The organism is Natronorubrum halalkaliphilum (genome assembly GCF_009834785.1).
Lineage (GTDB): Archaea > Halobacteriota > Halobacteria > Halobacteriales > Natrialbaceae > Natronorubrum > Natronorubrum halalkaliphilum.
This window is the reverse complement of sequence record NZ_WUYX01000020.1, coordinates 30,343-52,847: the sequence shown is the minus strand read 5'-3', so window position 1 is coordinate 52,847 and position 22,505 is coordinate 30,343. Positions and strand designations below refer to the sequence as shown.

Below are 22,505 nucleotides of genomic sequence, written 5' to 3'. Positions count from 1 at the left end.
ATTTCCATAGACAGAATCGAATTCCTCGGCTTCATCCTTCTAAGCTAGTGATATCGGCGGATTAGATCGCTATTCAACAGAGCATAAAATTGAGACGCTGTACGCGCCAGCGCAGCCGTTCGCCGGGCCGATACGAAGTGCCAGAAATTGGGCTTCCGGTCTTACTGGAAGGTGCGTCCGAGTTGATCGCCTTCCTGGGCCGGTTCGGCCTGCTGGAACTCCTCTTCGATCTCCTCGTAGCGCTCGCGCGTCTCGGGAGTCACGCTCGGCGCGACTTCCTCGAGCGCGTGCTCGAAGTGTTCCTTGCTGATGCGGACGTTGCCGATGGTGTCCGCCATCTCCTCGGGATCGACCGAGTTGATGAACTCGCGGCTGGCGGCCATCGAGGCCTCGCGAGTGACCGCTTCGATGTCGGCACCGACGTAGCCCTCCGTCTCGCTTGCCAGCCACTCGAGGTCGACCGCGTCGGCCAGCGGCTTGTCGCGGGTGTGGACCTCGAAGATCTTCTTGCGACCGTCCTCGTCGGGGACGGGCACGTGGACGTGCCTGTCGAGGCGTCCCGGACGGAGCAGCGCCGAGTCGATTAGATCGGGACGGTTGGTCGTCGCGATCACGACGACGTCCTCGAGTTCCTCGAGCCCGTCGAGTTCGGTCAGCAGCTGGGAGACGACGCGCTCGCCGACGCCGGAGTCACCCTGTCGCTGGCCGCGTTCGCCGGCAATGGAGTCGATCTCGTCGAAGAAGATCACGGTCGGTGCGTTCGACCGCGCCTTCTCGAAGATCTCGCGGACGCCCTTCTCGGACTCGCCGACGTACTTGTTGAGCAGTTCGGGACCCTTGATCGAGATGAAATTCGACTGGGCCTCGTTGGCGACGGCCTTGGCGAGCAGCGTCTTCCCGGTCCCCGGCGGACCGAACATCATGACGCCCTTTGCGGCCTCCATGTCCATCGCTTCGAACACCTCGGGGTAGTCGAGGGGCCACTGGATGGTCTCGCGCAGCCGTTCTTTGGTGTCGCCGAGCCCGCCGACGTCGTTCCAGGTGACGTCGGGGACTTCGACGAAGACCTCGCGCATCGCGGACGGCTGGATGCCCTTGAGCGCGTCCTTGAAGTCGCTTTCAGTGACCTGCAGCGACTCGAGTACCTCGGCGTCGATCTCGTCTTCTTCCAGATCGAGGTCAGGACGGATGCGACGGAGGGCGTTCATCGCACCCTCGCGAGCGAGGCTCTCTAAGTCGGCCCCGACGAAGCCGTGCGTGTTGGACGCGTAGCTGTCCAGATCGACGGTTTCCTCGAGGGGCATCCCGCGGGTGTGAACCTGCAGGATCTCCTTGCGGCCGCTCTTGTCCGGAACGCCGATCTCGATCTCGCGGTCGAATCGGCCGCCGCGCCGGAGCGCGGGGTCGATGTCGTCGATGCGGTTGGTCGCCGCGATGACGGTGACGCGGCCGCGTTCTTCGAGCCCGTCCATCAGGCTCAACAGCTGGGCGACCACGCGTCGTTCGACGTCGCCGCCGGCTTCTTCGCGCTTGGCCGCGATGGAGTCGAGTTCGTCGATGAAGATGATCGCGGGGGCGTTCTCCTCGGCCTCTTCGAAGACCTCGCGGAGTTGCTCCTCGCTTTCACCGTAGTACTTCGACATGATCTCCGGACCGGAGATCGTCTCGAAGTGGGCGTCGATCTCGTTGGCGACGGCCTTGGCCATCAAGGTCTTCCCGGTGCCCGGGGGACCGTGGAGCAGCACGCCCTTGGGCGGCTCGATGCCGAGCTGCTGGAACAGCTCCGGGTGGCGCATCGGCAGTTCGATCATCTCGCGAACCTGGTCGAGTTCGTCGTCCAGGCCGCCGATGTCCTCGTAGGTGACGTTCGGAACGCCCTCGGCGGACGCGCCGGGGCCGCTGGAGCTGACCTGCTCGGCCGGCGTCTCGGAGATTTCGATGTTCGTCGAGTCCGTGATGACGACCGTGCCCGACGGCGACGTGCTCGCGATCTTCAGCGGGACCGACTGGCCGGAGCTGGCCATCGGCCCGAACGATAGCGAGAACGGAACTGTCTGGCCTTCGGTGACGGCCTGTCCGCTCAGCTTATCGCGGACAAGCGGACCGATGTCCCCGCGAATACGGAGATTCTGCGGAAGCGCGACCGTGACCGATTTGGCCGGGTTGACGTCCGCGGGTTCGATGGTGACGCGGTCGTCGATACCGACGTCGGCCTCCTGTCGAAGCCGACCGTCGATCCGGACGATCCCGCGACCTTCGTCTTCGGGATAGCCGGGCCAGACGCGCGCGACGGCCTGGCTGTCGCCCTTACCCTCGATGACGATGTAATCGCCGTTCTCGAGGTCGAGTTCGCGCATCGAGACGCGGTCGATCGCGGCCAGTCCACGCCCTGCATCCTTCTGTTTCAGTGGTTTGACGGTGAGTTTCATAGATCGCCCTCCATCTCGACAGTCAGGACGCCATTTTTGATAAACGTGTGCGCGTCGTCTGCACCGTCGGGGAGCTCGAGTTCGTACTGTTCGTCGTCAACGATGACGATGACCGTATCGTCGACGAGATCGACCGAGGCATCCGTTTCGTCGGCCCCGAAGTCGACGGCCAGCACCGAGCACTCATCGTACTCGTACTGGCGGGTTAACTGCCCCTCGTTCCGGGTGAATTGTTCGAGTGTCATGGTGTTACTAACCCAAAGTAAGCAGTCAAAGTATATATGCTTTTCGCTAATTGAATCGGGGACGGCGTCGGGGTAAGGGGGAAGATAGCTGTTCGTAGTTCACAGTCGGAGCGAACGGTAACGGAGGGGCCTGCCGACTGCGAAAGACGATGGACGCGTCGATGAGAACCGAATCGGGAATTTAAGCCCGTTCCGCTCGTTCGCACTTCTATGGAGACGGTTACACACCACGGCCGGAAAACGGCCTACGAAATCGCCGATCGCGGCGGCGACGGCCCGCCAATCTGTTTCGTCCACGGGAGCGGCGGCTCGCGCGACGTCTGGTCGTCCCAGCATCGGCTGAGCGACGAGAATCCGGTGGTCACGCTCGATCTGAGCGGCCACGGCGATTCCGAGGACATCGACGCACGCCCTGGATATACGACGCTATCGGCCTACGCGGACGACGTCCTCGCCGTCGTCGAAGAGACCGAGAGTCGAATTCTCGTGGGCAACTCCCTCGGCGGTGCCGTCGTCATGCACGTCCTGCTCGAGCGCGGGTTCGATCCCGACGCGGCGGTCCTGACGGGTACCGGTGCGCGACTCGGCGTACTCGAGGATCTCCTGGACTGGCTCGCGAGCGACTTCGAGCGCGCCGTCGAGTTTCTCCACGGACCGGATCGGCTCTTTCACGATCCCGACCCCGAACTCCGCGACGAGTCGATAAAACAGCTCCACGAGACCGGGCAGGCGGTTACTCGCCGGGATTTCCTGACCTGCCACGAGTTCGACGTTCGAGACCGGCTCTCGGCGATCGACACCCCCGTACTCGCGGCGTGTGGCGAACACGATCAGTTGACGCCGCCGCGGTACCACGAGTACCTCGCCGAGAAGATCGACGACGCCTGGCTCGCCGAGTTCGAAGACGCGGCGCATCTGGCGATGGTCGAACAGCCGACCGCGTTCAACGCCGCGCTCACCGAGTTTCTGGAGATCGTTCGGAGCCAACGGACACCGGAGTGAGGTGTGATACGGTTTACTGTAGTCAATTACCGCCGATTACCGACCCCGTCCCTGGTGATCGGCGGTACATAGTTACAGCAATCCGTATGAGTCGTTGCGGGCGAGGTTGCGGTCGGTGTCGTGGTCGGGGTCGGAGGGGCAATTCCAGCAAAAGCGCTACCGTATGCACCGTACACGGCAACTGCTGTCCGTCTCCACGCACCTCGAGCGTTCGAGTCCCTCGTCTCGAAGATGGCTGCAGTAGCGGCCCCTCATACGGACTGCTGGAAGTCATTTCCGGTGGGACCGCAGGACGGGTCGCGGCCCCACCGGTGAATCGGTACAGCAGGCCGTATCAGTACAGATCCTCGAGGTCGGCCTCTTCGTGGCTGTGTTCCTCGGCGGGGAACTCCTCGGATTCGACGGCCGAGACGTAGTCGTCGACGGCCGACGCCATCTCCTCGCGGACGGCTCCGAACTGCTTCGAGAACGAGGGCGACCACTCGCTCAGGCCGACGGCGTCGTTGACCACGAGTACCTGTCCGTCGCAGTCGGGACCGGCACCGATCCCGATCGTCGGAATGTCCAGCGTCTCGGTGATTTCGGCCGCCAGATTCGACGGCACGTGCTCGAGGACGAGCGAGAACGCGCCCGCCTCCTCGTGTTCGATCGCGAGGTTCAGGATTCGTTCGGCGGCCTCCCGATCGGTTCCCTGCCGGGGGTAGCCGCCGTACTGGTTGACGTGTTGGGGAGTGAGTCCGAGGTGGGCCATCACCGGAATCCCCAGCTGGGTCATTTGCTCGGTGATATCGACGGTGTGGGGGCCGCTCTCGAGTTTGACCGCCTGTGCACCCTCCTCTTTGAGCATCCGTCCGGCGTTCTCGATGCTGTCTTTCTCGTCGACGCCGAAGGAGAGGAAGGGCATATCGGCGACGACCAGCGCGTCCTCGGCCGCTCGCGAGACCGCGCCGACGTGGTGGGCGATTCCGTCGACGGTGACGGGAACCGTCGTCTCGTGGCCGAGCGCCACGTTGCCGACGCTGTCGCCAACGAGAATCATGTCGACGCCGGCGTCGTCGACGATCGCGGCCGTCGGTGCGTCGTAGGCCGTGAGCATCGTGATCGGTTCCTCGCCTGCTTTCGCCTTGACATCCCGCACGGTAGGCATACCCACAGGTTAGTCGTCAGTGATTAAATGGCTCCGTTCTTCGACGGCGGTCGATCTTGCGTCGAAGACGACGAACCTCGGTACGCCGATCGAAGTGAAATCGGTATCCACGATAGTTAAGAGGGCTGGCCCGCCACTGTCAGCCGTGCCAGAACCCGTCGAAACGACCACTCCCGAGGGGGTCGATTACGGCTGGGTGATGCAAGTCACCTTCGTGGCCACGATCCTCGTCGGTGCGCCGGTCGTCGCCCTGCTCTCGCTGACGCTCAGCCTCGATCTGTCGAGCTGGGGCGCTCGAGCCGAGTTCGCGATCCGCGTCGGCGCGCCGATCTGGTTTCTGACGGCCATCGTCGTCTTCGCGTACGCGAAGCGAAACCAGACGTGATATCCTATAGTAGCCACTGGAAGTCAGTGCACACCTGATCGCACGACGGGAGCGCAGTTCGGAGCTCGAAAGGTGAGAACTGCGGACAGTGCGATCAGCGTGTATACAGTTCCAGTTGTTACTGTCCCATACCGCTCCGATCGATACTCCAGCGGGTACCGGAGACCTGAGAGAGCGTTGGACCCCGAGAGGCCGTTTCTCTTCCGAATTCCTTAGACACCCGACGGCCCGTTCCCGACGTATTCGAACGCGACGCCGGCCCGCTCTGCCGTCAGTTGATCCCGCGAGGAGTCCCCGACGAACAGCGCCCGCTCGGGGTCGACGTCGAGACCGCGAACCGTCTCGAGCAACGGTTCGGGGTCGGGTTTTCGCGTTGCGACCGTGTCCCGGCCGACGACCGTCTCGACCGCGTGGCCGAGGTCGTGTTCCTCGAGTGCGATCCGACAGGCTTCCTCGCAGTTGAGCGAGCAGACGCCGACGGGTACCGACCGCTCGAGCAGGTCGTCGGCGTGGGCCAGCCGCGGCGCGGTTTCGGCCCCGTCGCGTTCGTGGGCGGCGATCGTCGACTCGACTTCGGCGGCCAGTCCGGCGTCGCTGGCGCTCCCGAGGAGGTCCCACAGTTCCCGGCTCGGCGGGTCGACGTTCGCCGTCTCGTAAACCTCCAGGACGTCGGCGGCGACGGCGTTCCAGTCGACGTCGAGATCGACGAGCGTTCCGTCCAGGTCGTAGACGATGGCGTCGTAATCGGTCACGCGTACCGATACGAGCGGCGGGAGAATATATCGTTCGCCGTCCGAACTCGACCGACGCCTCGGAACCGTCTCGCACTCGACGGTCGGGCGAGCGCGCGATCACCGTCGCCCGTTCGAGACGGGTACAGTGCCGGCGCCTCGAGCGCCGACCCGCCCGATCCGCGTGAACCGCTACTCCGTCGCGAGCTCGCCCGTCGGCTCGTCTAACTGCTCGCTCGCGAGGACGCGATTGGCCCGCCGGAGTCGCTCGGAGAGCGCCTGATGCGAGATATCGAGTTCGTTCGCCAGTTCCTCGAGCGAGATTTCTCGAGGGACGTCGTAGTAGCCCTGCCGGTAGGCTTCGGCGATGGCCTCCTGCTGTGGTTCGGTCAGGGCGGCCGTCGTCTCGAGGTCTTCGTCCTGGCCGGCCTCGACCATCCGTCGAACGTCGACTCGGACGTCGTGGTCTTCGATAGCCGAGACGGCGTCCGAAAGCTCCTCACGTTCAGGAAAGAGCAGTCGAAGCGTCCACTGCCCGTCGGTGACGTGCGCACCGAGAACCGTGCCGCCGTGGGTGTAGACTGCACAGCAGATCGAGCCGATATCTTCGCTGTACTGCAGACGATAAAACCATTCGTCGTCGTCGGCGTTTTCGAGCAGTTTGAGGTGTTCGTCGACGGTGGAGTCCTCGGCGAGTGCCCGTCTCAACTCGTCGGGATCGACGTTCGAGAACCAGACCAGAGGCATCGTCCGAACCGGCCCTTCGGCCACGACACTTTCGACGCGCACCTCGAGGTCGGGCAGTCGTTGAAACGTTTCTGCGAGTGCGAAACTGTCGGTCGAAACCGTGAGTTCTGCGATCGTCGTCATCGACCGATCACCCCGTGGGGTACGCTCGAGTCCAGTTGACGAACAATGCCGCTATCATAGTGGTGTTGGGACCCGAATCGTCTCATAATTACCTAGCCGATCCACTCTCTGGGGTGGCGAGAGCGCCCGTCGAAGCAGTATATGTCATGGTCGTCATCGTTCTGACGCGGCACTCTCGCTCGGATCGTGCTACTACGCGGTAGGACACGAACTCGATTGATGAGCAGGCCTTTGTATTCCAGCCGTTTAAGACAGTATCTTGCCGCTGGTGACGGTCAGCAAACTGTAGCTATCGACGCTGAAATCCCGATGAGGGGGTTTCCTCTCGCTCTTACTCGAGTCGCGCCAGCCGGTTCAGCGCGTAGACGGTCCGCAGAACGTCCACGCTTTTTCCGCGGTCGAAGACGAGTTCGTCCGTCTCGAGGACGTGCTCTAAGGTGTCCTGCGAGGCGTGTTCGGGTGCGGCCGCGATGCCGGATCCCGTTTCGTCGACCCACCGCATCACGCGCAGATCGCTCTTGGAGTCGCCCATCACCAGCGAAAACGGATCGTCGACGCCCAACACGTCGAGGGCGCGCTCGACGCCGACGACTTTGTTCAACTCGAGGCTCCCGATCTCGGCCGCATCGGCCTCGTAGTAGGCGACGTCGATGCGGTCCAGGACGGCCGCGAGCGCGTCGGGAACCGACTCGGAGTCGAGGTCGGGGTACGCCCCTTCGCCCTCGAGGACCGCCCTGATTTCGGGGTCCTGATCGGCGTAGAATGCGCGGGTCCAGTCGACGATCGGTTCGTCGTTGATCTCGGTGGTACCGTTGCCGCTGTTGTTGTCGTTGTCATTGCCGTTGCTGTCGTCCTTGTCGACCTCGACGTCGCCTTCGCTGTCGTTGCCGCCAGCGCCGTCGGGACCGGCGTCACCGGAGCTGTCGCCGGTCAACTCGAGTTGGGTGCCAACGGCGTCGGCGAGCAGGTCGATCAGGTAGATTAGCGCCGTGTCGATGGTCTCACGGGCCTTCGTTGACCCGGTCTCGTAGTTGGGCTTCATCGTGATGTTGAACTCGTTGCCCTGCAGGTGACAGCCCCGTCGAAGGTCCTCGGGAGCGTCGGGGAGCACGCGCGAGCGTACGTCGTCGAAGACGTCTCGGATCTCCTCGCCCAGGTCCTCGTACAGTAATTGCTTCGTCTCCGCGCCGTGACCCGGGGTGAACACGCCCGTCCCGGCCTCGTAAACGATCGACAGATTGCCCGAGTGGACGATTTCGCTGCCCAGTCCCTGAATCGCGAACCCCTTGACGTTCTCCAGCGTCTGACCGGTACAGATGACGATGGGAACACCGGCCTCGTGGAACTCCGTCAGCACGTGCAGGGTATCCCGGGGAATCTCGTTGTCGGTTCCGCCGGCCGATCGCAACGTTTCGTCGACGTCGAGCACGAGGACGTTCACCGCACGGCCGTACTTGGCCTCGAGGTCTAACGCGGTAAAGGCCTGCTCGCGGGTGGCCCGCGAGGCGACCTCCGCGAACGTCTCGCCGGCCGCGAACCCGGAGCGGATCTCGTCTTTCCGGCGCTCGAGTTCCTCGTTGGCTCCCTGCCAGTGTTCCAGGGCGACCCGGGAGTCGACCGCCGGAAAGACGTCGACGAACGCCTGATACTCTCGCAGCGTCTCCGTATCGTACTCATCGTACAACTGATAGACGAGATCGTATCGTTCCATGTCAGCTACAGACAGGGGCAGGGGGATAACCGTTTTCAGTATCGGAGCGGTGGCAATCGACTCCGTTTGTCGCCGGTAGTGGCGATTGCGTCCGACGGACGACGATACGACTATAAAAACGGCGCCCGAACTCGCAACCATATGAAAAACGTCGACGACCTGATCGAGAGCGCAGCCGAACTCGCGACCCGGGGTCTCTCGAAGGGGGAGATTGCGGACGAACTGAACGTCTCCCGAGAGACCGCGAGCTGGCTCGTCGAGCGAAGCGACGCGACGACGCAGCCGAACGACCAACCGACTCAGGAAACGACTGCTGCCGCCCGAAGCGGGCCCCAGGACATCCACGTCGATTGGTCGGCGATCGGCCGGGACAGCAAACGCATGGGTTCGATCGCGGAAGCGATGGCCGATCTGCTCGCCAAACACGGCGAGGACGTCGATCTGACGATCGGTATCGAGAAGGCCGGCGGTCCGATCGCGACGCTCATCGCGCGAGAACTCGAGACCGATCTGGGGACGTACACGCCCGCGAAACACCAGTGGGAGGAGGGCGATATCGAGGATCTCGGCGGTACCTTCTCGCGGAACTTCGCCGGAATCCGCGACCGCGAGTGTTACGTGGTCGACGACACCATCACCAGCGGAACCACGATGCGCGAGACCATCGATGCGATCCGTACCGAGGGCGGCGAACCGCTCGCCTGCGTAGTTCTCGCGGATAAACAGGGTCTCGAGGAGGTCGAGGGTGTCCCGGTCTACTCGCTCCTGCAGGTCATCAGCGTTGGAAAAGAGGAATGAATCGATCGACCGGCCGTGTGGTCACGGATACACGCATACGCAGGGTCAATATCGACGTGTCGCGTGAGTTGCGATCGGTCATGTGACTCGAGGACGATCGGCGGCGGGTAACTGTGTTTTTCCAGACACGATATCGGGATGTGTATGCAGTGGGTTTCGAGTGAAACGATCGATCTGATTCACCTGTCGCAGAATCGACATATCCCGACTCGAGAGCCGGGTTGCTATCGACTGCAGAAGGGGTCGGCGTAACAGTACGTTGTCGGCGCCGTGCTGATGCTAGGCTGTGAATTCTCTTAACGGTCAGGTTCCCGTCTTCGAGTGAGGTAACCAATGACCAAGCGACTTACACGCCGACGAATGATTGCAGTAAGCGGTGCAGTCGGTCTCACTGCACTCGCGGGTTGTAATGACAACGGCGAGGACGACGAGATCGAAGAGGAAGATCCCGCTACAGACGACGAGAACGGGATGGACGACGAAGACGAAAACGGCGTAGATGATGACGAGAACGGGATGGACGACGACGAAGAGGACGAAGACGACGAGAACGGGATGGACGACGACGAAGAGGACGAAGACGAATAACACTGCTCGAGAAGCACGACAGCGCCCGCGTCTACCGGAAACAGCGTGCTTCTTGTTCCCAGTATCGATGCTGAGTAGCGGTATCCTCGGCAGAGACGAACCCGCTTCACCTGTGCTCTCATACGGATTGCTGTAACTATGTACCGCCGATCACCAGGGACGAGGTCGGTGATCGGTGGTAATTGACTACAGTAAACCGTATCACTCGGAGATCACCGCGTCCTCGAGGGCAATCGACCGATGCGTCGAAGCCGTAGCAAGGGCAGGGCGTGACTTTTTCGCTCCGAAGCCGCCAGCTAGCGTCACAGAACAGCCTTTCACTGCCGTCTCACGAGACAGCTGACAGTACTGCGGCCACACTCGAGCGGTGGCGCGAGTTTCCGAAAGCGGTCGGAGTTCGGAGCGGGCAGACGATCGGCTCGTCGACGCTCACTGCGAAATCGTGATCTGTCGGCGAGTCGACCGATTGCGAACACAACAGACGCGACTCCCAAGATATCATGACACGTTCATCGACACGACGACGATACCTCACTGCCAGCGCTGTGGCCGGTATCGCAGCACTCGCTGGCTGTAGTGATCTGATCGACGACGAAGACGAAGAATCCGAAGAAGAAAACGGCGGTGAAGAGCCGGGAGAAGAGAACGGCGACGAGGACCAACAGGCGGTCGAAGACGTCGACTACGAAGATCCGGCGGGTGAACTCGAACTCCTCCAACCGAGCGACGGCGACGAAGTTGCCAGCCCGGTTACGTTCGAGATGGAAGTCAAAGACTTCGAGGTCGAAGCCGTGACCGAGGACGGCGTTCCCGAAGACGATGCCGGACACCTGCACATCATCGTCGGTCAGGAGTGTGTCGAACCGGGTGACGGGATCCCGTTCGAAGAGGGCTACCACCATCTGGGCGAAGGCGAACTCGAGACGGAACTCGAACTCGAGACCGGCGAGCACCGGATCTGTGCCCAGGCGAGCGACGCCCAGCACAACGCCTTCGATATGACCGACGAGATCACGATCGAAGTCGTGGAAGACGAAGACGAGGCAGCGGACGAGGATGACGAGGATGATGCGGACGTAAACGGCGTCGATGAGGACGACGACGAAAACGGCGACGGCGGCGATAACGGTGACGAGTGATACTCGGACGCGGTGAACTTGCAGTACGTAACGGGGATATCGCCACCCTGGTGAGGATACTCGTCAGTCACAACGAGCGACGGCGCAAAAAATGATGAACCGGTGAGCGGACGGCTTAACCGTGGATTCCCATCGCTTCGATCTGCTCCTGATACCGATTCCGGATCGTCACTTCGGTCACCTGTGCGACGTCTGCGACTTCGCGCTGGGTCTTCTTTTCGTTACACAGCAGCGATGCGGCGTAAATCGCGGCGGCGGCGTACCCGGTCGGTGACTTGCCCGAGAGGAGCCCTTCCTCGGCCGTCTTTTCGATGATCTCGTTGGCCTTGGTCTGGACCTCTTCGGAGAGTTCGAGTTCGGAACAGAAGCGAGGAACGTACTTTTTCGGGTCGACGGGGCGCATCTCGAGACCGAGTTCCTGCGAGATGTACCGATACGTACGCCCGATCTCTTTGCGTTCGACGCGTGAGACTTCCGAAATCTCCTCGAGACTGCGTGGGATGCCTTCCTTCCGACAGGCAGCGTACAGCGCCGAGGTGGCGACGCCTTCGATCGACCGACCGCGAATGAGGTCTTCCTTGAGTGCACGTCGGTAGATCACGGACGCGACCTCGCGGACGGACCGTGGTACACCCAGTGCGGACGCCATTCGGTCGATCTCGCTGAGTGCGAACTGCAGGTTGCGCTCGCCGGCGTCTTTCGTACGGATGCGTTCCTGCCACTTGCGAAGTCGATGCATCTGACTTCGCTTTTTGGATGAAATAGAGCGGCCGTAGGCGTCTTTGTCCTTCCAGTCGATCGTCGTGGTCAGTCCCTTATCGTGCATCGTCTGGGTCGTCGGTGCGCCGACCCGGGACTTCTCCTGCCGTTCCTGGTGGTTAAACGCCCGCCACTCAGGACCGGGATCGATTTTTTCTTCTTCCACGACGAGCCCACAGTCTTCACAGATGAGCTCACCCCGGTCAGAGTCTTTCACGAGATTGTCCGATTCACACTCGGGGCACGCACGAACCCCTTCCTGATCCTCGGTCTCGTCCGTCTCACGTGTTCGCTCCCGCTGGCGGGTGGACCGTGTCATCGCACTTTTATAGTAGTATCACCAAGGTATATAAACCCTTGGGGTGCGTTTTCGGATGTTGACGCTAATGTACGGATATCGGTCGTTACAGCGTCTCAATCGCAAGGTTTACGATCCGGAACCGGAAAGACTTTATCCGACTCTGGCCGACATCAGCCACGAATGCCGGTCATCGAGTGCGACGTCGAGACGGCTCGAGAGCGACTCGAGGAGACAGGTGTGACCGTCGAATCCGGAAATACGGATCACGAACGCTGGCGTGCGAGCCGCGGCGGCGCGACGGCCGTCGCCTACGACGACAAGGTCGTGATCCAGGGTGGGAGTCCACAGGATCTCGAAGCGCTGCTGCGAGAGGGCGGCGGACGCGCCCATGCCTACTTCGACGGCGCGTGTCGAGGGAACCCCGGCCCCGCAGCCACCGGCTGGGTGATCGTCAGCGGCGACGGCATCGTCGCCGAGGGCGGCGAACGGATCGGTACCGCAACGAACAATCAGGCCGAGTACGCGGCGTTGATCGCGGCTCTCGAGGCCGCTCGCGACTACGACTTCGACGAGCTACACGTGCGCGGTGACTCAGAACTTATCGTCAAACAGGTCCGCGGCGAGTACGACACCAACAACCCCGAACTGCGAGAGAAGCGTGTTACCGTCCACGAACTGCTTTCTGCCTTCGACGAGTGGACGCTCGAGCACGTTCCCCGCGAGGTCAACGACCGCGCGGACGATCTCGCGAACGAGGCGCTGGATCAGGGCTGACCGTCGACCGAACGGCACCGAAGAGTCGACCCAACCGCGGATCAGCAAGGGAAAAGCCCTCGAGTCCGTACGGGTCGATATGTCCGATTCGAACGACCCGCGTGCCGGTTCCGACCACGAGGCAGACGGCTCCGGGAACGGTGTAGACGACGCTGCATCTGCGGATCTGCCCGACGACGTCGTCGACGAGGCCGAACGGCTCACCCGACTCGAGCGCACCGCACCCGAGGACGCGGAGGCAAAAGCACATCTGGAGCGACGAGCGGCGCTGCTCGAGGCCCACGACTTTACCGCTCGGATCCGCGACGACGGTGACGACGTCCTCGTCCTCCACCCCGAGGAGTGGCACGACGAAGCGGCGGGCGTCATCCGAACCGATCGTATCGACGATATCTCGCGCGCGGTCGAAATTCCGCTCGAGGGGGCGGGCGATCCGGACGACTGGGAGGCAGTCGATTCGCACAATCGCGACCTCGTCGCGCGGGTCAGAGAGCGCCACGGTGACGTCCACGGCGACAACGCCGCCTTACTCGCCGATTTCGTCGGCAATCACTATGCCAAACAAATCCCAGAACTGACAAGCGAGGAACTCGCGGAGTTTCGCTCGGAGTACTTCGTGCGGAATGCGTGGCCGTCCGACGAGCAGCAGGATGTGATCAACGAATCGATCACGCTCATCTTCGAGGCGGCCGAAAAACCGGTTCCCGAATTACAGGACCGGTAAACGCTAATTCTGGTGGAGTTGGAGCCGATCAGTAGCTGTTCTCGATGATCTCGTTGATCTCGTCCGCGCGGTCGTCGCCCGTGACGACCTTCGAGAGCGTCCACTGGATGCCGTCGAGGACGGCATCGTAGCCGTCGTCGGTCAGCGAGTACTGGTTGGTCCGCTTGTCGAGTTCGCTCTTCTCGACCAGGCCGAGTTCGACGAGTTCGTCGAGGTTCGGGTAGAGTCGCCCGTGGTTGACTTCCGTTCCGTAGTAGTCCTCGAGTTCGCGCTTGATCGCCAGGCCGTACATCGGTTCCTTGGCGAGGATAACGAGGATGTTGTTCTGGAACGCGGTAAGCTCGCGTGCAATACTCTGTTCGCCGGTGATTGATTGTGCCTCTGACATACCTGTGTAAATGTCACCAGACTATTTAAGACTTACCAACTATTTCCCCGACGCAACTGCCCGGTTGAGAGCCGCTTGGTTGCTTCGAAGCCGGATACTGGTGGGAGTTGTCCGGATCACGTCTCGTGGCTGTCTGGTAACCCTCGTTTGAAAGATGACACTCGATTACGAAAGTACTTTTTGATCGACCGTGGAGTGTCCGGTACATGGTCAACCTCTGGGAAGACCTCGAAACTGGACCGAATCCGCCCGAAGAGATCTATGCCGTCGTCGAGTGTCTCAAAGGCGAACGTAACAAGTACGAGTACGATAAGGACGTCCCGGGAGTCGTCCTCGATCGCGTGCTTCACAGCAACGTCCACTATCCGAGCGACTACGGCTTCATCCCGCAGTCGTACTACGACGACGAGGACCCCTTCGACGTGCTCGTCCTCGTAGCGGACCAGACGTTCCCTGGCTGTGTCATCGAAGCGCGACCCGTCGCTCTGATGAAGATGGACGACGACGGCGAACAGGATGACAAGGTTATCGCGGTGCCAAGCGAGGACCCGCGCTACGACCACATCGAGGACCTCGAGGACATTCCACAGCAGCAACTCGACGAGATCGACGAGTTCTTCGCGACCTACAAGAACCTCGAAGCGGACAAGGAAGTCGAGACCCAGGGCTGGGAGGACAAACAGGCCGCCTACGACGCGATCGAGCACGCCCAGGAGCTCTACGAGGAACACTTCGAATAGCGAATCAGCCGTCTCACGCCGCGCTTTTCCGTTTTCGACGACAGAGACCGTTCCGTTCTGGCCCCCTCGCGACCACCGGATTCACCGGAGTTATTCTCCGCCACGTGGCTCATGCATTATGAGCATGGGTAATTTTATCCGGGATGGCGTGCTACGTGTACTCGTTATGGCAGCAACCAACCCGTCCGCACGAACGTCCTCCTCGTCCTCGGCAGATGACGCGGCCGAATCCGGAGCCGGGATGGCTCATCTGACGGTCGTCCCCGCGAACTTCGAGTCAACCGAACGGGACGGGAGCGACGACTGATCAGTCGTCGATCGATATCGCCACGTCTCAGCTCTGCGGTTCTCACTCGAGTACGTCGGACAGCTGAAACTGTCCAGAGCTGGTCTCAGCGCTCACTTTTCGGCGATCCAGACCATCTCTTGTGAGCTCTCGTCGAGCGGCTCACTGTCGAATCCACCGTACACCGTCCAGTCGCTCCAGCCCGTGGTTTCGAAGAGAAGTTCAAATTCGGCTTTCGAGACGAGTGCGAGTCGGAAGGCAGACTCACTGATGACGGTGCCGTCCCGCTTGAGAGTCCGTTCGGTTTCGATCACCTGTTCGATTTCGTCCACGACTCTCGAAATCTCGGTTACGGTGTACTCCTCACCATCGTATTCGATGACCTGCGTCTCGGGCGTTCCGTACGTCTCACAGATGATATCGAAGTTTGGAACGAAGACGTTGAACACGAGTCGTCCACCGGACTCGAGTGCGTCATAGATGTTCCGAAGCGCAGCCTGCCGATCTGCGAGCGTCGTATTGTGGAGGAACGTTCGAAACGGGACGATGATGAGGTCGTAGGTCCGCTTCGGTTCGAAGGCGGTCATATCGGCTCGCCGAACGCACGGTTTCAGGTCGTCTTCCGCGGCGTTGCGCTCGAGTTCGGTGAGCATCGCTCGCGAGATATCGATTCCGTAGGCGTCGACGCCCGCCCGCAGGAGATCGAGGTAAACTCGTCCCGTTCCACAGCCGACTTCCAGTACGGTCCCGTTCGTCTCGCGAGCCAGTTCGACGTAGAAGTCGGCGTCTCCGATCCGCTGTTCGTCGTAATACTCGTCGTAGAGCCCGGCCCACTCGTCAAAAAATCCCTCCGCTGGATGCATGCTCCATGGGTCGTTTTGGTGACACATAATTATTTCTGTGGAGACGTCGTTTCGTTCAAGTACAATTCTGGAAACGTCAGCTAGGCCCACACCGATCTGAGCGAAAGTGGATTGTCGGTGAACCTTCTCAAGATAGTGTCTCGAAACGAACCTTCTTGTATGCGGTCGGACTACGTCCGTCCATGGGTCTGTTCGATCGATTGCGGGGCGACGGAGCTCCCCGAGTCGCATTTATTGGGGTCGATGGCGTGCCGTACAGTCTCCTATCGGAGAACGAGGAACTGTTTCCGAACTTCGCCGCGATCGCCGACGAGGGGACGGCGGGCGAAATCTCGAGTATCGTGCCACCGGAATCCAGCGCCTGCTGGCCGTCGCTGACGACCGGAATGAACCCCGGGGAAACGGGGGTCTACGGCTTCCAGGACCGTGAGGTCGGCACCTACGACACCTACGTGCCGATGGGGCGTGAGGTACAGGCGGATCGCGTCTGGGACCGCGTTCAGGAGGACGGCCGACGGGCGACCGTCATGAACGTCCCCGTTACCTTCCCGCCACAGCGAAACGTCCAGCGGATGGTCTCGGGCTTTCTCTCACCGGGACTCGAGAAGGCCGCCTACCCCGACGACGTCCGTGACTACCTCGAGACGCTCGATTACCGGATCGACGTCAATCCGAAACTCGGCCACCAGGAGGAGAAAGAGGAGTTCATCGAGGACGCCCACGCTACCATCGACGCCCGCTTCGAGGCGTTCGAACACTACATCGAGGAAGACGACTGGGATCTGTTCTTCGGCGTCTTCATGACGACCGACCGGGTCAACCACTTCCTGTTCAAAGACTACGAACGCGACGGCCAGTACAAGGACGACTTCATCGAGTTTTACCAGAAAGTCGACGACTACATCGGTCGACTTCGCGACGCGCTGCCGGACGACGTCACCATGATCGTCGCCTCCGATCACGGGTTTACCAGCCTCGACTACGAGGTCCACTTCAACGAGTGGCTCCGGGAGGAAGGATGGCTGACCTTCCAGGACGACGAGCCGGAGGAATTGGGCGACATCGCCGACGACACGAGAGCCTACTCGTTCATCCCGGGTCGGTTCTACATCAACCTCGAGGATCGCGAACCGCGGGGCTCCGTTCCCGAATCAGAGTACGACGAAGTTCGCGACGAACTCAAAGCCGATCTCGAAGCCCTCGAAGGGCCGGACGGGAACGCGGTCGTCGACCGAGTGGTCGAAAAGGAAGCGGCGTTCCGCGGCGACCACGACGATATCGCGCCGGATCTGGTCGCGATCCCGAACAAGGGCTTCGACCTTAAGTCCGGCTTCAAGGCCGACTCCGACGTGTTCGACACCGGACCGCGAAACGGGATGCACAGTTTCGACGACACCTCGCTGTACATCGACCACCCCGACGCGACGATCGGGGATGCCGATCTGTTCGACATCACGCCGACGATCCTCGACTTGCTCGACGTCGAGTACAGCCGCGGCGACTTCGACGGCGCAAGTCTGGTCTGATCCGCGCCCCACCGGAACGCCTTTTACATCCGATTGACAATCTGGCGTATGAAAGAAGCCACCGTCATCGGGGGCAGTCTGGGACTGGCGATACTGACCGCCGGGGCTGTGGGCCTGCTGCTCGGAAGCACTGCGACGGTTTTCGGCGGTACGCCGATCGGAATCGCCGTTTATCTCGTCATCGGGGTCGGCCTGCCGCAGTACTATCTCTCACGGGAGACCGGCGACCCCACCCAACTCGGGCTGGCAACGCTCTCGGTCGCCGGCGGCGTCCTCGCGATGCTGGGGAGTCTTGCGCTCGGCTCGGCGACCGCGGAAACCGGCGTCGGCCACGTTCTGCTGTTCGTCGTCGTCTTCGGCAGCGTCCTCGGGGCGATCGTTCGGGAGTTCCGTGCCGGCTATCGAACCGAAAGCTGATCGCGTGCCGGATCTCGAGCCGGGAACCGATCGCGAGCGGCGGTACGGGAAAACCGCTCCGATCTCCAGGCCCGCGGACGGGAACACGAACGTGCACAGCGACCGCTCTCGATGTCCTCAGCAGAATAAGCCGACCGTTATAGCCGTGTCCGAAAAGAGAGCACCGGCCGAAGCGGTCGAATTCGAGTCCGTTTTCCGCCCGGCACCCAACCGCCGGCTATGGAGGAAGTTATCCACGCTCGCGGACACGAGAACGTCACCGCCGAGCACGCGAGTACGTTCGAAGTGACGACCGACGACTACCTGACCCCGGCCGGGGACTGCATTCTGGCGATCGAGGCCGACCGAGCGCCCGCCGCGTTCGATCCGGCGTTCGTCGAGGCCTGTCAGGACCCGGAGTCGACGATCACGTTCACGATCGAGGCCGGCGGCCACACCGACTCGGTAACGGGCCGGGGCGATCCGGAGCTGGAATTGACGAACGAGCGCAGTGCGGTCGGTCGGACGAGCGACTACGTGGACGACCGGACGATCATGAACGGCGCACCGTTCGCGGCCGAGGGGTTCGACCGAGAGCTCGTCGCGGCGCTGGCCGACGGGGCCGACGCGACGGTGACGATTACCGTCGAGTGAGTTTCGAGGGTCGATCTGGGGTCGTAGCGACCTCGGCATCACCCTGCCTGCTGCGATGTTCACGGCTCGATCGGCCCGAAAAGGTAACTGCCAGTGCAACGCTACCGAGAGCTATGTCCCAACGAGTTGTCTGTCCGCACTGTTCCGAGCGGACGAACGTTGAGATCGACATGAAAGTGACCAGAACGAGTGCAGCGGTCGGATCGCTGGCCGACGGGTTCGCTAAATCGGCGACGTGTTCCGCCTGCGATGAGCGGTTCAGTTGCAAGACGAAGTGGTAGATCTCGGTTCTTGGTTCTCAGTTCGAGAGGGGTGCTGAACCGCGCGTACCGTCTCGATCGAGCGGCGACGCGTATCGGTCGTTCACCTACCCGATGTTGTTCGATCGATTACCTGACTTCTTGTGACCGGTCGACTGCTCGAGCAACGTCACGGGCCACGGACGGCGGTCGCTCGAGACCAACACGGCAATGTTCGTCGAACGACGAGTATCGAAGAGACACATGAGCGACGATCCCGAACCCGCCGTCAACATCAGCGGCGGCGCGGACGGCGGTGGCGTCGCGGTCGAATTCGATCCGGCGACTGCAGAAACCCGCGCAGAGGAAGTCGTCGACCGGCTGGGGGAACGCTACTGGCAGAAACAGTACGGCGGACAGGACGCCTTCACCTGCCTCGTCCGGACGATTCTGAGCCAGAATACGAGCGACAAGGCAAGTCAGCCCGCCCACGATGCGCTGATAGCGCGATACGGAGCCGGTGGGAGCGAGACTCACCGCGATGCAGACGGTGCAAGCGGTGCGAGGCGCGAACAACGTGAAGACCTCGACGATGCGAACGGCGAAGCCGTGAGCGGTCGGCCGCGGGCCGACGAGACCGATCTCGCCGAGTCGCTCGCCGCCGCGGAACAGTCCGAGCTCGCCGAGACGATCAGCTCCGCGGGGCTCTATAATCAGAAATCGGAGATCCTCATCGAAACCGCCGAGTGGGTCCTCGAGGCGTTCGGCTCCGCGGCGGCGTTCGACGCGTTCGTCAAGGACGAGGAGCCGTCCGAGGTCCGCGAAACGCTCCTCTCTGTCCGCGGCGTCGGTCCGAAGACGGCCGACTGCGTGCTCCTCTTCGCGGGCGGTCGCGGCGGCGTTTTTCCGGTCGATACGCACGTTCATCGGATCTACCGTCGGATGGGAATCGCCTCGCCGGACGCGGACCACGAGGACGTCCGGGCCGTCCTCGAGCGCGACGTCCCCGCCGCGAAGTGCGGCTTTGCACACACGGCGACGATCCAGTTCGGCCGCGAGTACTGTACGGCGCGCAAACCAGCCTGTCTGGACGATCCGGAGGCCTGTCCGATGGCGGACCTGTGCGATCAGGTGGGCGTCTATCCGGAGACCGACGAGGTCGTCGATCCGGCGGACGTGGTTGACTGATACGGACTGCTGTAACGATTTACCGGCGCAACCGCCGCCCGGGTCGCGGTTGCGCCGGAAATGACGTACAGGAAACCGTATGAACGGCAACGGTCGGAGCGATCAGATCGAACCGTCATCGGCAGTCGATGACGCCGGAAATGAGCGTGCTTCCAGACCACATTCGAACCCCGTCTCGCGGGTGAGACTGTCTCACAATCGAGATGTGACAATGTTCCGTTCATGGCAGAAAGAAGCCACAAGCGCACCGGTTCTGGGAAATGTTACTGGTTTATGAGGTGTTTTTGGACTTCACAACGGTTATATGTCGCAATCAATGTAGACCCGGCGTACCAATGGCTGCAGACCCTGCACGGGTTGCAGAGACGAGCGAGACAGAGTCTGAATCGTCCGGGACGTCGTCGACCGTCTCACGTCGCCGGTTGCTATCGGCGACGGCGGTCGGCTCCGCCACTGCGCTTGCGGGCTGTGCCGAACTGCTCGGCGGCGAGCAGGGATTGCGCGTGATGGTCTGGAGCGGAAACTACGCGGACCGCTTCGAGGACGGCGTCGTCTCACAGTGGGAATCGGAACACGACACCGAGATCGAACTCCACCGCGGCTGGGACGGCGTTCTCGAGCAGATCCGGAACGCGCCCGAGGACGACCCGCCGTTCGACGTCACCGTCGCGGAGGGGAACTTCTACTACTACGGGCGGCAGGACGACCTCTTCGAACCGATCGATCGCGACGCCCTTTCGAACGACGACGAGATCATGGACTTCTTTACGGAGATTCGCGATCCGGAGTACGGGATGCCAGTCGACGGGGCTCCCTGTACGATCATTCACCGCGAGGACGCCGACGTCGATCCCGAGCGCTGGGACGACCTCTCCTCGAGTGCAGTCGGCGATAGCGAGGGCGTCGGCATCGACACCGGCTTCTGGTGGTACCCGATGTACGCCGCGGCGATCGGCATGGACGACGAAGACGGTGCCGGCGAGATGTACGATGAAGCCCTCCACGAGGACGTCCTCGCGCAAATCGAGGACTGGGACGTCGACGAGTGGGCCAGTTCCGGAGAGGATATCTGGCAGGCGTTCGACAACGAAACCATCGACGTCGCCCAGTGGTACTACGACCAGACGGCCTACGACATCGACGATTACGAGGGCCTGACTCACACCATGCCTGAGCGGACGACCGGCTGGATCAACAACTGGTGTGTCGTGCGTGGAACCGATATGCAGGACGAGGCCGAATCGTTCATCGACTTCCTGCTCGACAGCGAGGTCCAGTCGGAGTGGGCCGAAAGCCACCCAATGATGTTCAGCAACGAGAACATCGAGTATCCGGCGGAACTCGAGGACGACCTCCCGACGACCGACGAGGAGGCTCGGGACATCGCATTCCCCGACTGGGAGTACCTCTCGAACCACGACAGCGATCTCTCCGACGCGTTCACGAGCATGCAACAGTCGTCGTAGACCGAATTCTGAGAAACTAATGTCTGAAATCACGCTTCAGGGACTCGAGAAGCGCTACGGAGAGACGACCGCCGTCGAGGAGGTGTCGATCGACATCGACGACGGCGAACTGCTGTGTCTGCTCGGACCCAGCGGCAGCGGGAAGTCGACGACGCTGCGGATGCTCGCGGGCCTCGAAACGCCCACCGAAGGCGAGATCCGCATCGGCAACACAGATGTCACCGACCAGCCGGCCTACGAGCGGAACACCTCGACGGTGTTTCAGGACTGGGCGCTGTTCCCCCACAAAACGGTCCTCGAGAACGTCGCCTTCGGGCTCAAGATGCGCGGCGTCTCGACGGACGAACGCCACGAACGCGCTCGAGCGATGCTCGAGCGGGTTCAAATGGCTAGCCACGAAGAGGACGACCCGACGAACCTGAGCGGGGGCCAGAAACAACGCGTCGCGCTCGCTCGGTCGCTCGCGGTCAATCCGGACGTCCTGTTGCTCGACGAGCCGCTGTCGAACCTCGACAAGCGACTCCGCGAGGACATGCAGATCGAACTCCGCGAGATCCACGAGGATCTCGAGGAGACGTTCGTCCACGTGACCCACGACCAGGACGAGGCGTTTACGCTGGCCGATCGGATTGGGATCATGAACGAGGGCGAGTTGATCCAGGTCGGCGAACCGGACGAGGTCTACGAGAACCCGAAGAACCGCTTCATCGAAGGCTTCCTCGGGGACACGAACTTCATCGACGGCGAGGTCGCACGCGCGTCCGAGGACGCCGTCCACGTCGAGACGGGGCTCGGATCCGAAATCGTGCTTCCGGCCGAACGGGAGCCAGCCGTTACCGAAGGGACCGAGCTGACGCTGTCGTTGCGTCCCGAAACCCTCTCGATCGACGGATCGACGACGTCCGGCAGCGAGCACGAACGGCCGATGATGGCCGACGGGAGCGCGATGAACGCCGTCGTCGGTACGGTCGAGAACGTCCTCTACCGCGGTTCGACCGTTCGCTGCTCCGTCTCCGTCGGCGGCGAATCCGTGTTCGTCGAACGGTCGGCTGGGAACACCGAGACGCTAACCGCCGGCGACGAAATTCGAATCGAGTGGAACGGCGCGGACGTCCTCGCCTTCCACGCCGACGGGGAACGGGTGACTTTCTGATCG

Annotated in this window: 24 protein-coding genes; 15 read left to right on the top strand and 9 right to left on the bottom strand. The window is 62.0% G+C overall.

The genetic code is table 11. From position 1 onward, the window contains the following. Nucleotides 1-161 precede the first annotated feature (161 nt). Together GS429_RS05260 and GS429_RS05255 are read right to left on the bottom strand one after the other, a co-directional pair. Nucleotides 162-2,429, bottom strand: coding sequence for a CDC48 family AAA ATPase (locus tag GS429_RS05260; RefSeq protein WP_160063403.1), 2,268 nt, complete (start codon nt 2,427-2,429; stop codon nt 162-164). Next, nucleotides 2,426-2,674: a DUF7127 family protein gene (locus GS429_RS05255; protein ID WP_160063401.1), complete on the bottom strand. Its 249-nt coding sequence runs from the start codon at nt 2,672-2,674 to the stop codon at nt 2,426-2,428. The genes GS429_RS05260 and GS429_RS05255 overlap by 4 nt, the downstream gene beginning before the upstream one ends. 210 nt (nt 2,675-2,884) lie before the next feature. Between GS429_RS05255 and GS429_RS05250 the strand changes: the two genes are divergently transcribed. Further along, the gene (locus GS429_RS05250; protein WP_160063399.1) at nt 2,885-3,676 is read left to right on the top strand and encodes an alpha/beta fold hydrolase; all 792 of its coding nucleotides are present in this window, start codon (nt 2,885-2,887) and stop codon (nt 3,674-3,676) included. A 334-nt stretch (nt 3,677-4,010) separates the two neighbouring features. Here GS429_RS05250 and panB read toward each other — a convergent pair whose 3' ends face one another. Continuing rightward, a complete protein-coding gene (panB, locus tag GS429_RS05245; protein ID WP_160063397.1) occupies nt 4,011-4,823 on the bottom strand; it encodes a 3-methyl-2-oxobutanoate hydroxymethyltransferase in 813 nt (270 codons plus the stop codon). A gap of 145 nt (nt 4,824-4,968) precedes the next feature. On the opposite strand from panB, the gene GS429_RS05240 reads away from it, so the two are divergent. Then, complete coding sequence (locus tag GS429_RS05240; RefSeq protein WP_328821251.1) at nt 4,969-5,208, top strand: DUF5822 domain-containing protein; 240 nt, start codon at nt 4,969-4,971, stop codon at nt 5,206-5,208. A 212-nt stretch (nt 5,209-5,420) separates the two neighbouring features. On the opposite strand, the gene GS429_RS05235 is transcribed toward GS429_RS05240, so the two are convergent. From GS429_RS05235 to GS429_RS05225, 3 genes are all read right to left on the bottom strand, one after another. Then, entirely contained in the window at nt 5,421-5,960 is a 540-nt protein-coding gene (locus GS429_RS05235; RefSeq protein ID WP_328821250.1) for an HAD family hydrolase, read from the bottom strand. 171 nt (nt 5,961-6,131) lie between these two features. Next, entirely contained in the window at nt 6,132-6,809 is a 678-nt protein-coding gene (locus GS429_RS05230) for a helix-turn-helix domain-containing protein (RefSeq protein ID WP_160063395.1), read from the bottom strand. Between the two features lie 331 nt (nt 6,810-7,140). Then, complete coding sequence (locus GS429_RS05225; RefSeq protein WP_160063393.1) at nt 7,141-8,520, bottom strand: HAD family hydrolase; 1,380 nt, start codon at nt 8,518-8,520, stop codon at nt 7,141-7,143. Nucleotides 8,521-8,661: 141 nt separating this feature from the next. On the opposite strand from GS429_RS05225, the gene gfcR reads away from it, so the two are divergent. From gfcR to GS429_RS05210, 3 genes are all read left to right on the top strand, one after another. Then, complete coding sequence (gene gfcR / locus GS429_RS05220) at nt 8,662-9,318, top strand: transcriptional regulator GfcR (protein ID WP_160063391.1); 657 nt, start codon at nt 8,662-8,664, stop codon at nt 9,316-9,318. Nucleotides 9,319-9,651: 333 nt separating this feature from the next. Then, nucleotides 9,652-9,906, top strand: a complete 255-nt coding sequence (locus GS429_RS05215) for a hypothetical protein (RefSeq protein ID WP_160063389.1) — start codon at nt 9,652-9,654, stop codon at nt 9,904-9,906. A gap of 500 nt (nt 9,907-10,406) precedes the next feature. Then, a complete protein-coding gene (locus tag GS429_RS05210) occupies nt 10,407-11,045 on the top strand; it encodes a DUF4399 domain-containing protein (protein ID WP_160063387.1) in 639 nt (212 codons plus the stop codon). Between the two features lie 115 nt (nt 11,046-11,160). Here GS429_RS05210 and GS429_RS05205 read toward each other — a convergent pair whose 3' ends face one another. Beyond that, complete coding sequence (locus GS429_RS05205; protein ID WP_006108914.1) at nt 11,161-12,123, bottom strand: transcription initiation factor IIB; 963 nt, start codon at nt 12,121-12,123, stop codon at nt 11,161-11,163. Nucleotides 12,124-12,285: 162 nt separating this feature from the next. On the opposite strand from GS429_RS05205, the gene rnhA reads away from it, so the two are divergent. Beyond that, nucleotides 12,286-12,879, top strand: coding sequence for a ribonuclease HI (gene rnhA / locus GS429_RS05200; protein ID WP_160063385.1), 594 nt, complete (start codon nt 12,286-12,288; stop codon nt 12,877-12,879). A gap of 79 nt (nt 12,880-12,958) precedes the next feature. Beyond that, a complete protein-coding gene (locus GS429_RS05195) occupies nt 12,959-13,603 on the top strand; it encodes a DUF7108 family protein (RefSeq protein WP_160063383.1) in 645 nt (214 codons plus the stop codon). A gap of 28 nt (nt 13,604-13,631) precedes the next feature. On the opposite strand, the gene GS429_RS05190 is transcribed toward GS429_RS05195, so the two are convergent. Next, nucleotides 13,632-13,991 carry a PadR family transcriptional regulator gene (locus tag GS429_RS05190; protein ID WP_160063381.1) on the bottom strand — a complete coding sequence of 120 codons (360 nt, stop codon included), beginning with the start codon at nt 13,989-13,991 and terminating at the stop codon, nt 13,632-13,634. A gap of 206 nt (nt 13,992-14,197) precedes the next feature. On the opposite strand from GS429_RS05190, the gene GS429_RS05185 reads away from it, so the two are divergent. Both GS429_RS05185 and GS429_RS21745 read left to right on the top strand, forming a co-directional pair. Next, a complete protein-coding gene (locus GS429_RS05185; protein ID WP_160063379.1) occupies nt 14,198-14,731 on the top strand; it encodes an inorganic diphosphatase in 534 nt (177 codons plus the stop codon). Nucleotides 14,732-14,897: 166 nt separating this feature from the next. Next, entirely contained in the window at nt 14,898-15,038 is a 141-nt protein-coding gene (locus GS429_RS21745; RefSeq protein WP_201293959.1) for a hypothetical protein, read from the top strand. A gap of 92 nt (nt 15,039-15,130) precedes the next feature. On the opposite strand, the gene GS429_RS05180 is transcribed toward GS429_RS21745, so the two are convergent. Beyond that, a complete protein-coding gene (locus GS429_RS05180; protein ID WP_160063377.1) occupies nt 15,131-15,880 on the bottom strand; it encodes a class I SAM-dependent methyltransferase in 750 nt (249 codons plus the stop codon). Nucleotides 15,881-16,062: 182 nt separating this feature from the next. Here GS429_RS05180 and GS429_RS05175 point away from each other — a divergent pair, with 182 nt between their 5' ends. The 6 genes from GS429_RS05175 (at nt 16,063) to GS429_RS05145 (ending at nt 22,502) form a co-directional block, all read left to right on the top strand. After that, nucleotides 16,063-17,406, top strand: a complete 1,344-nt coding sequence (locus GS429_RS05175; RefSeq protein ID WP_160063375.1) for an alkaline phosphatase family protein — start codon at nt 16,063-16,065, stop codon at nt 17,404-17,406. Between the two features lie 48 nt (nt 17,407-17,454). Continuing rightward, nucleotides 17,455-17,823: a hypothetical protein gene (locus GS429_RS05170; protein ID WP_160063373.1), complete on the top strand. Its 369-nt coding sequence runs from the start codon at nt 17,455-17,457 to the stop codon at nt 17,821-17,823. A gap of 219 nt (nt 17,824-18,042) precedes the next feature. Continuing rightward, nucleotides 18,043-18,456 (top strand): DUF371 domain-containing protein, encoded by a 414-nt coding sequence (locus tag GS429_RS05165; RefSeq protein ID WP_160063371.1) that lies wholly within the window; start codon nt 18,043-18,045, stop codon nt 18,454-18,456. Nucleotides 18,457-18,959: 503 nt separating this feature from the next. Next, nucleotides 18,960-19,883: an endonuclease III domain-containing protein gene (locus tag GS429_RS05160; protein WP_160063369.1), complete on the top strand. Its 924-nt coding sequence runs from the start codon at nt 18,960-18,962 to the stop codon at nt 19,881-19,883. 335 nt (nt 19,884-20,218) lie between these two features. Next, nucleotides 20,219-21,349, top strand: coding sequence for an ABC transporter substrate-binding protein (locus GS429_RS05150; RefSeq protein WP_160063367.1), 1,131 nt, complete (start codon nt 20,219-20,221; stop codon nt 21,347-21,349). A 19-nt stretch (nt 21,350-21,368) separates the two neighbouring features. After that, nucleotides 21,369-22,502 (top strand): ABC transporter ATP-binding protein, encoded by a 1,134-nt coding sequence (locus GS429_RS05145; protein WP_160063365.1) that lies wholly within the window; start codon nt 21,369-21,371, stop codon nt 22,500-22,502. Nucleotides 22,503-22,505 lie beyond the last annotated feature (3 nt).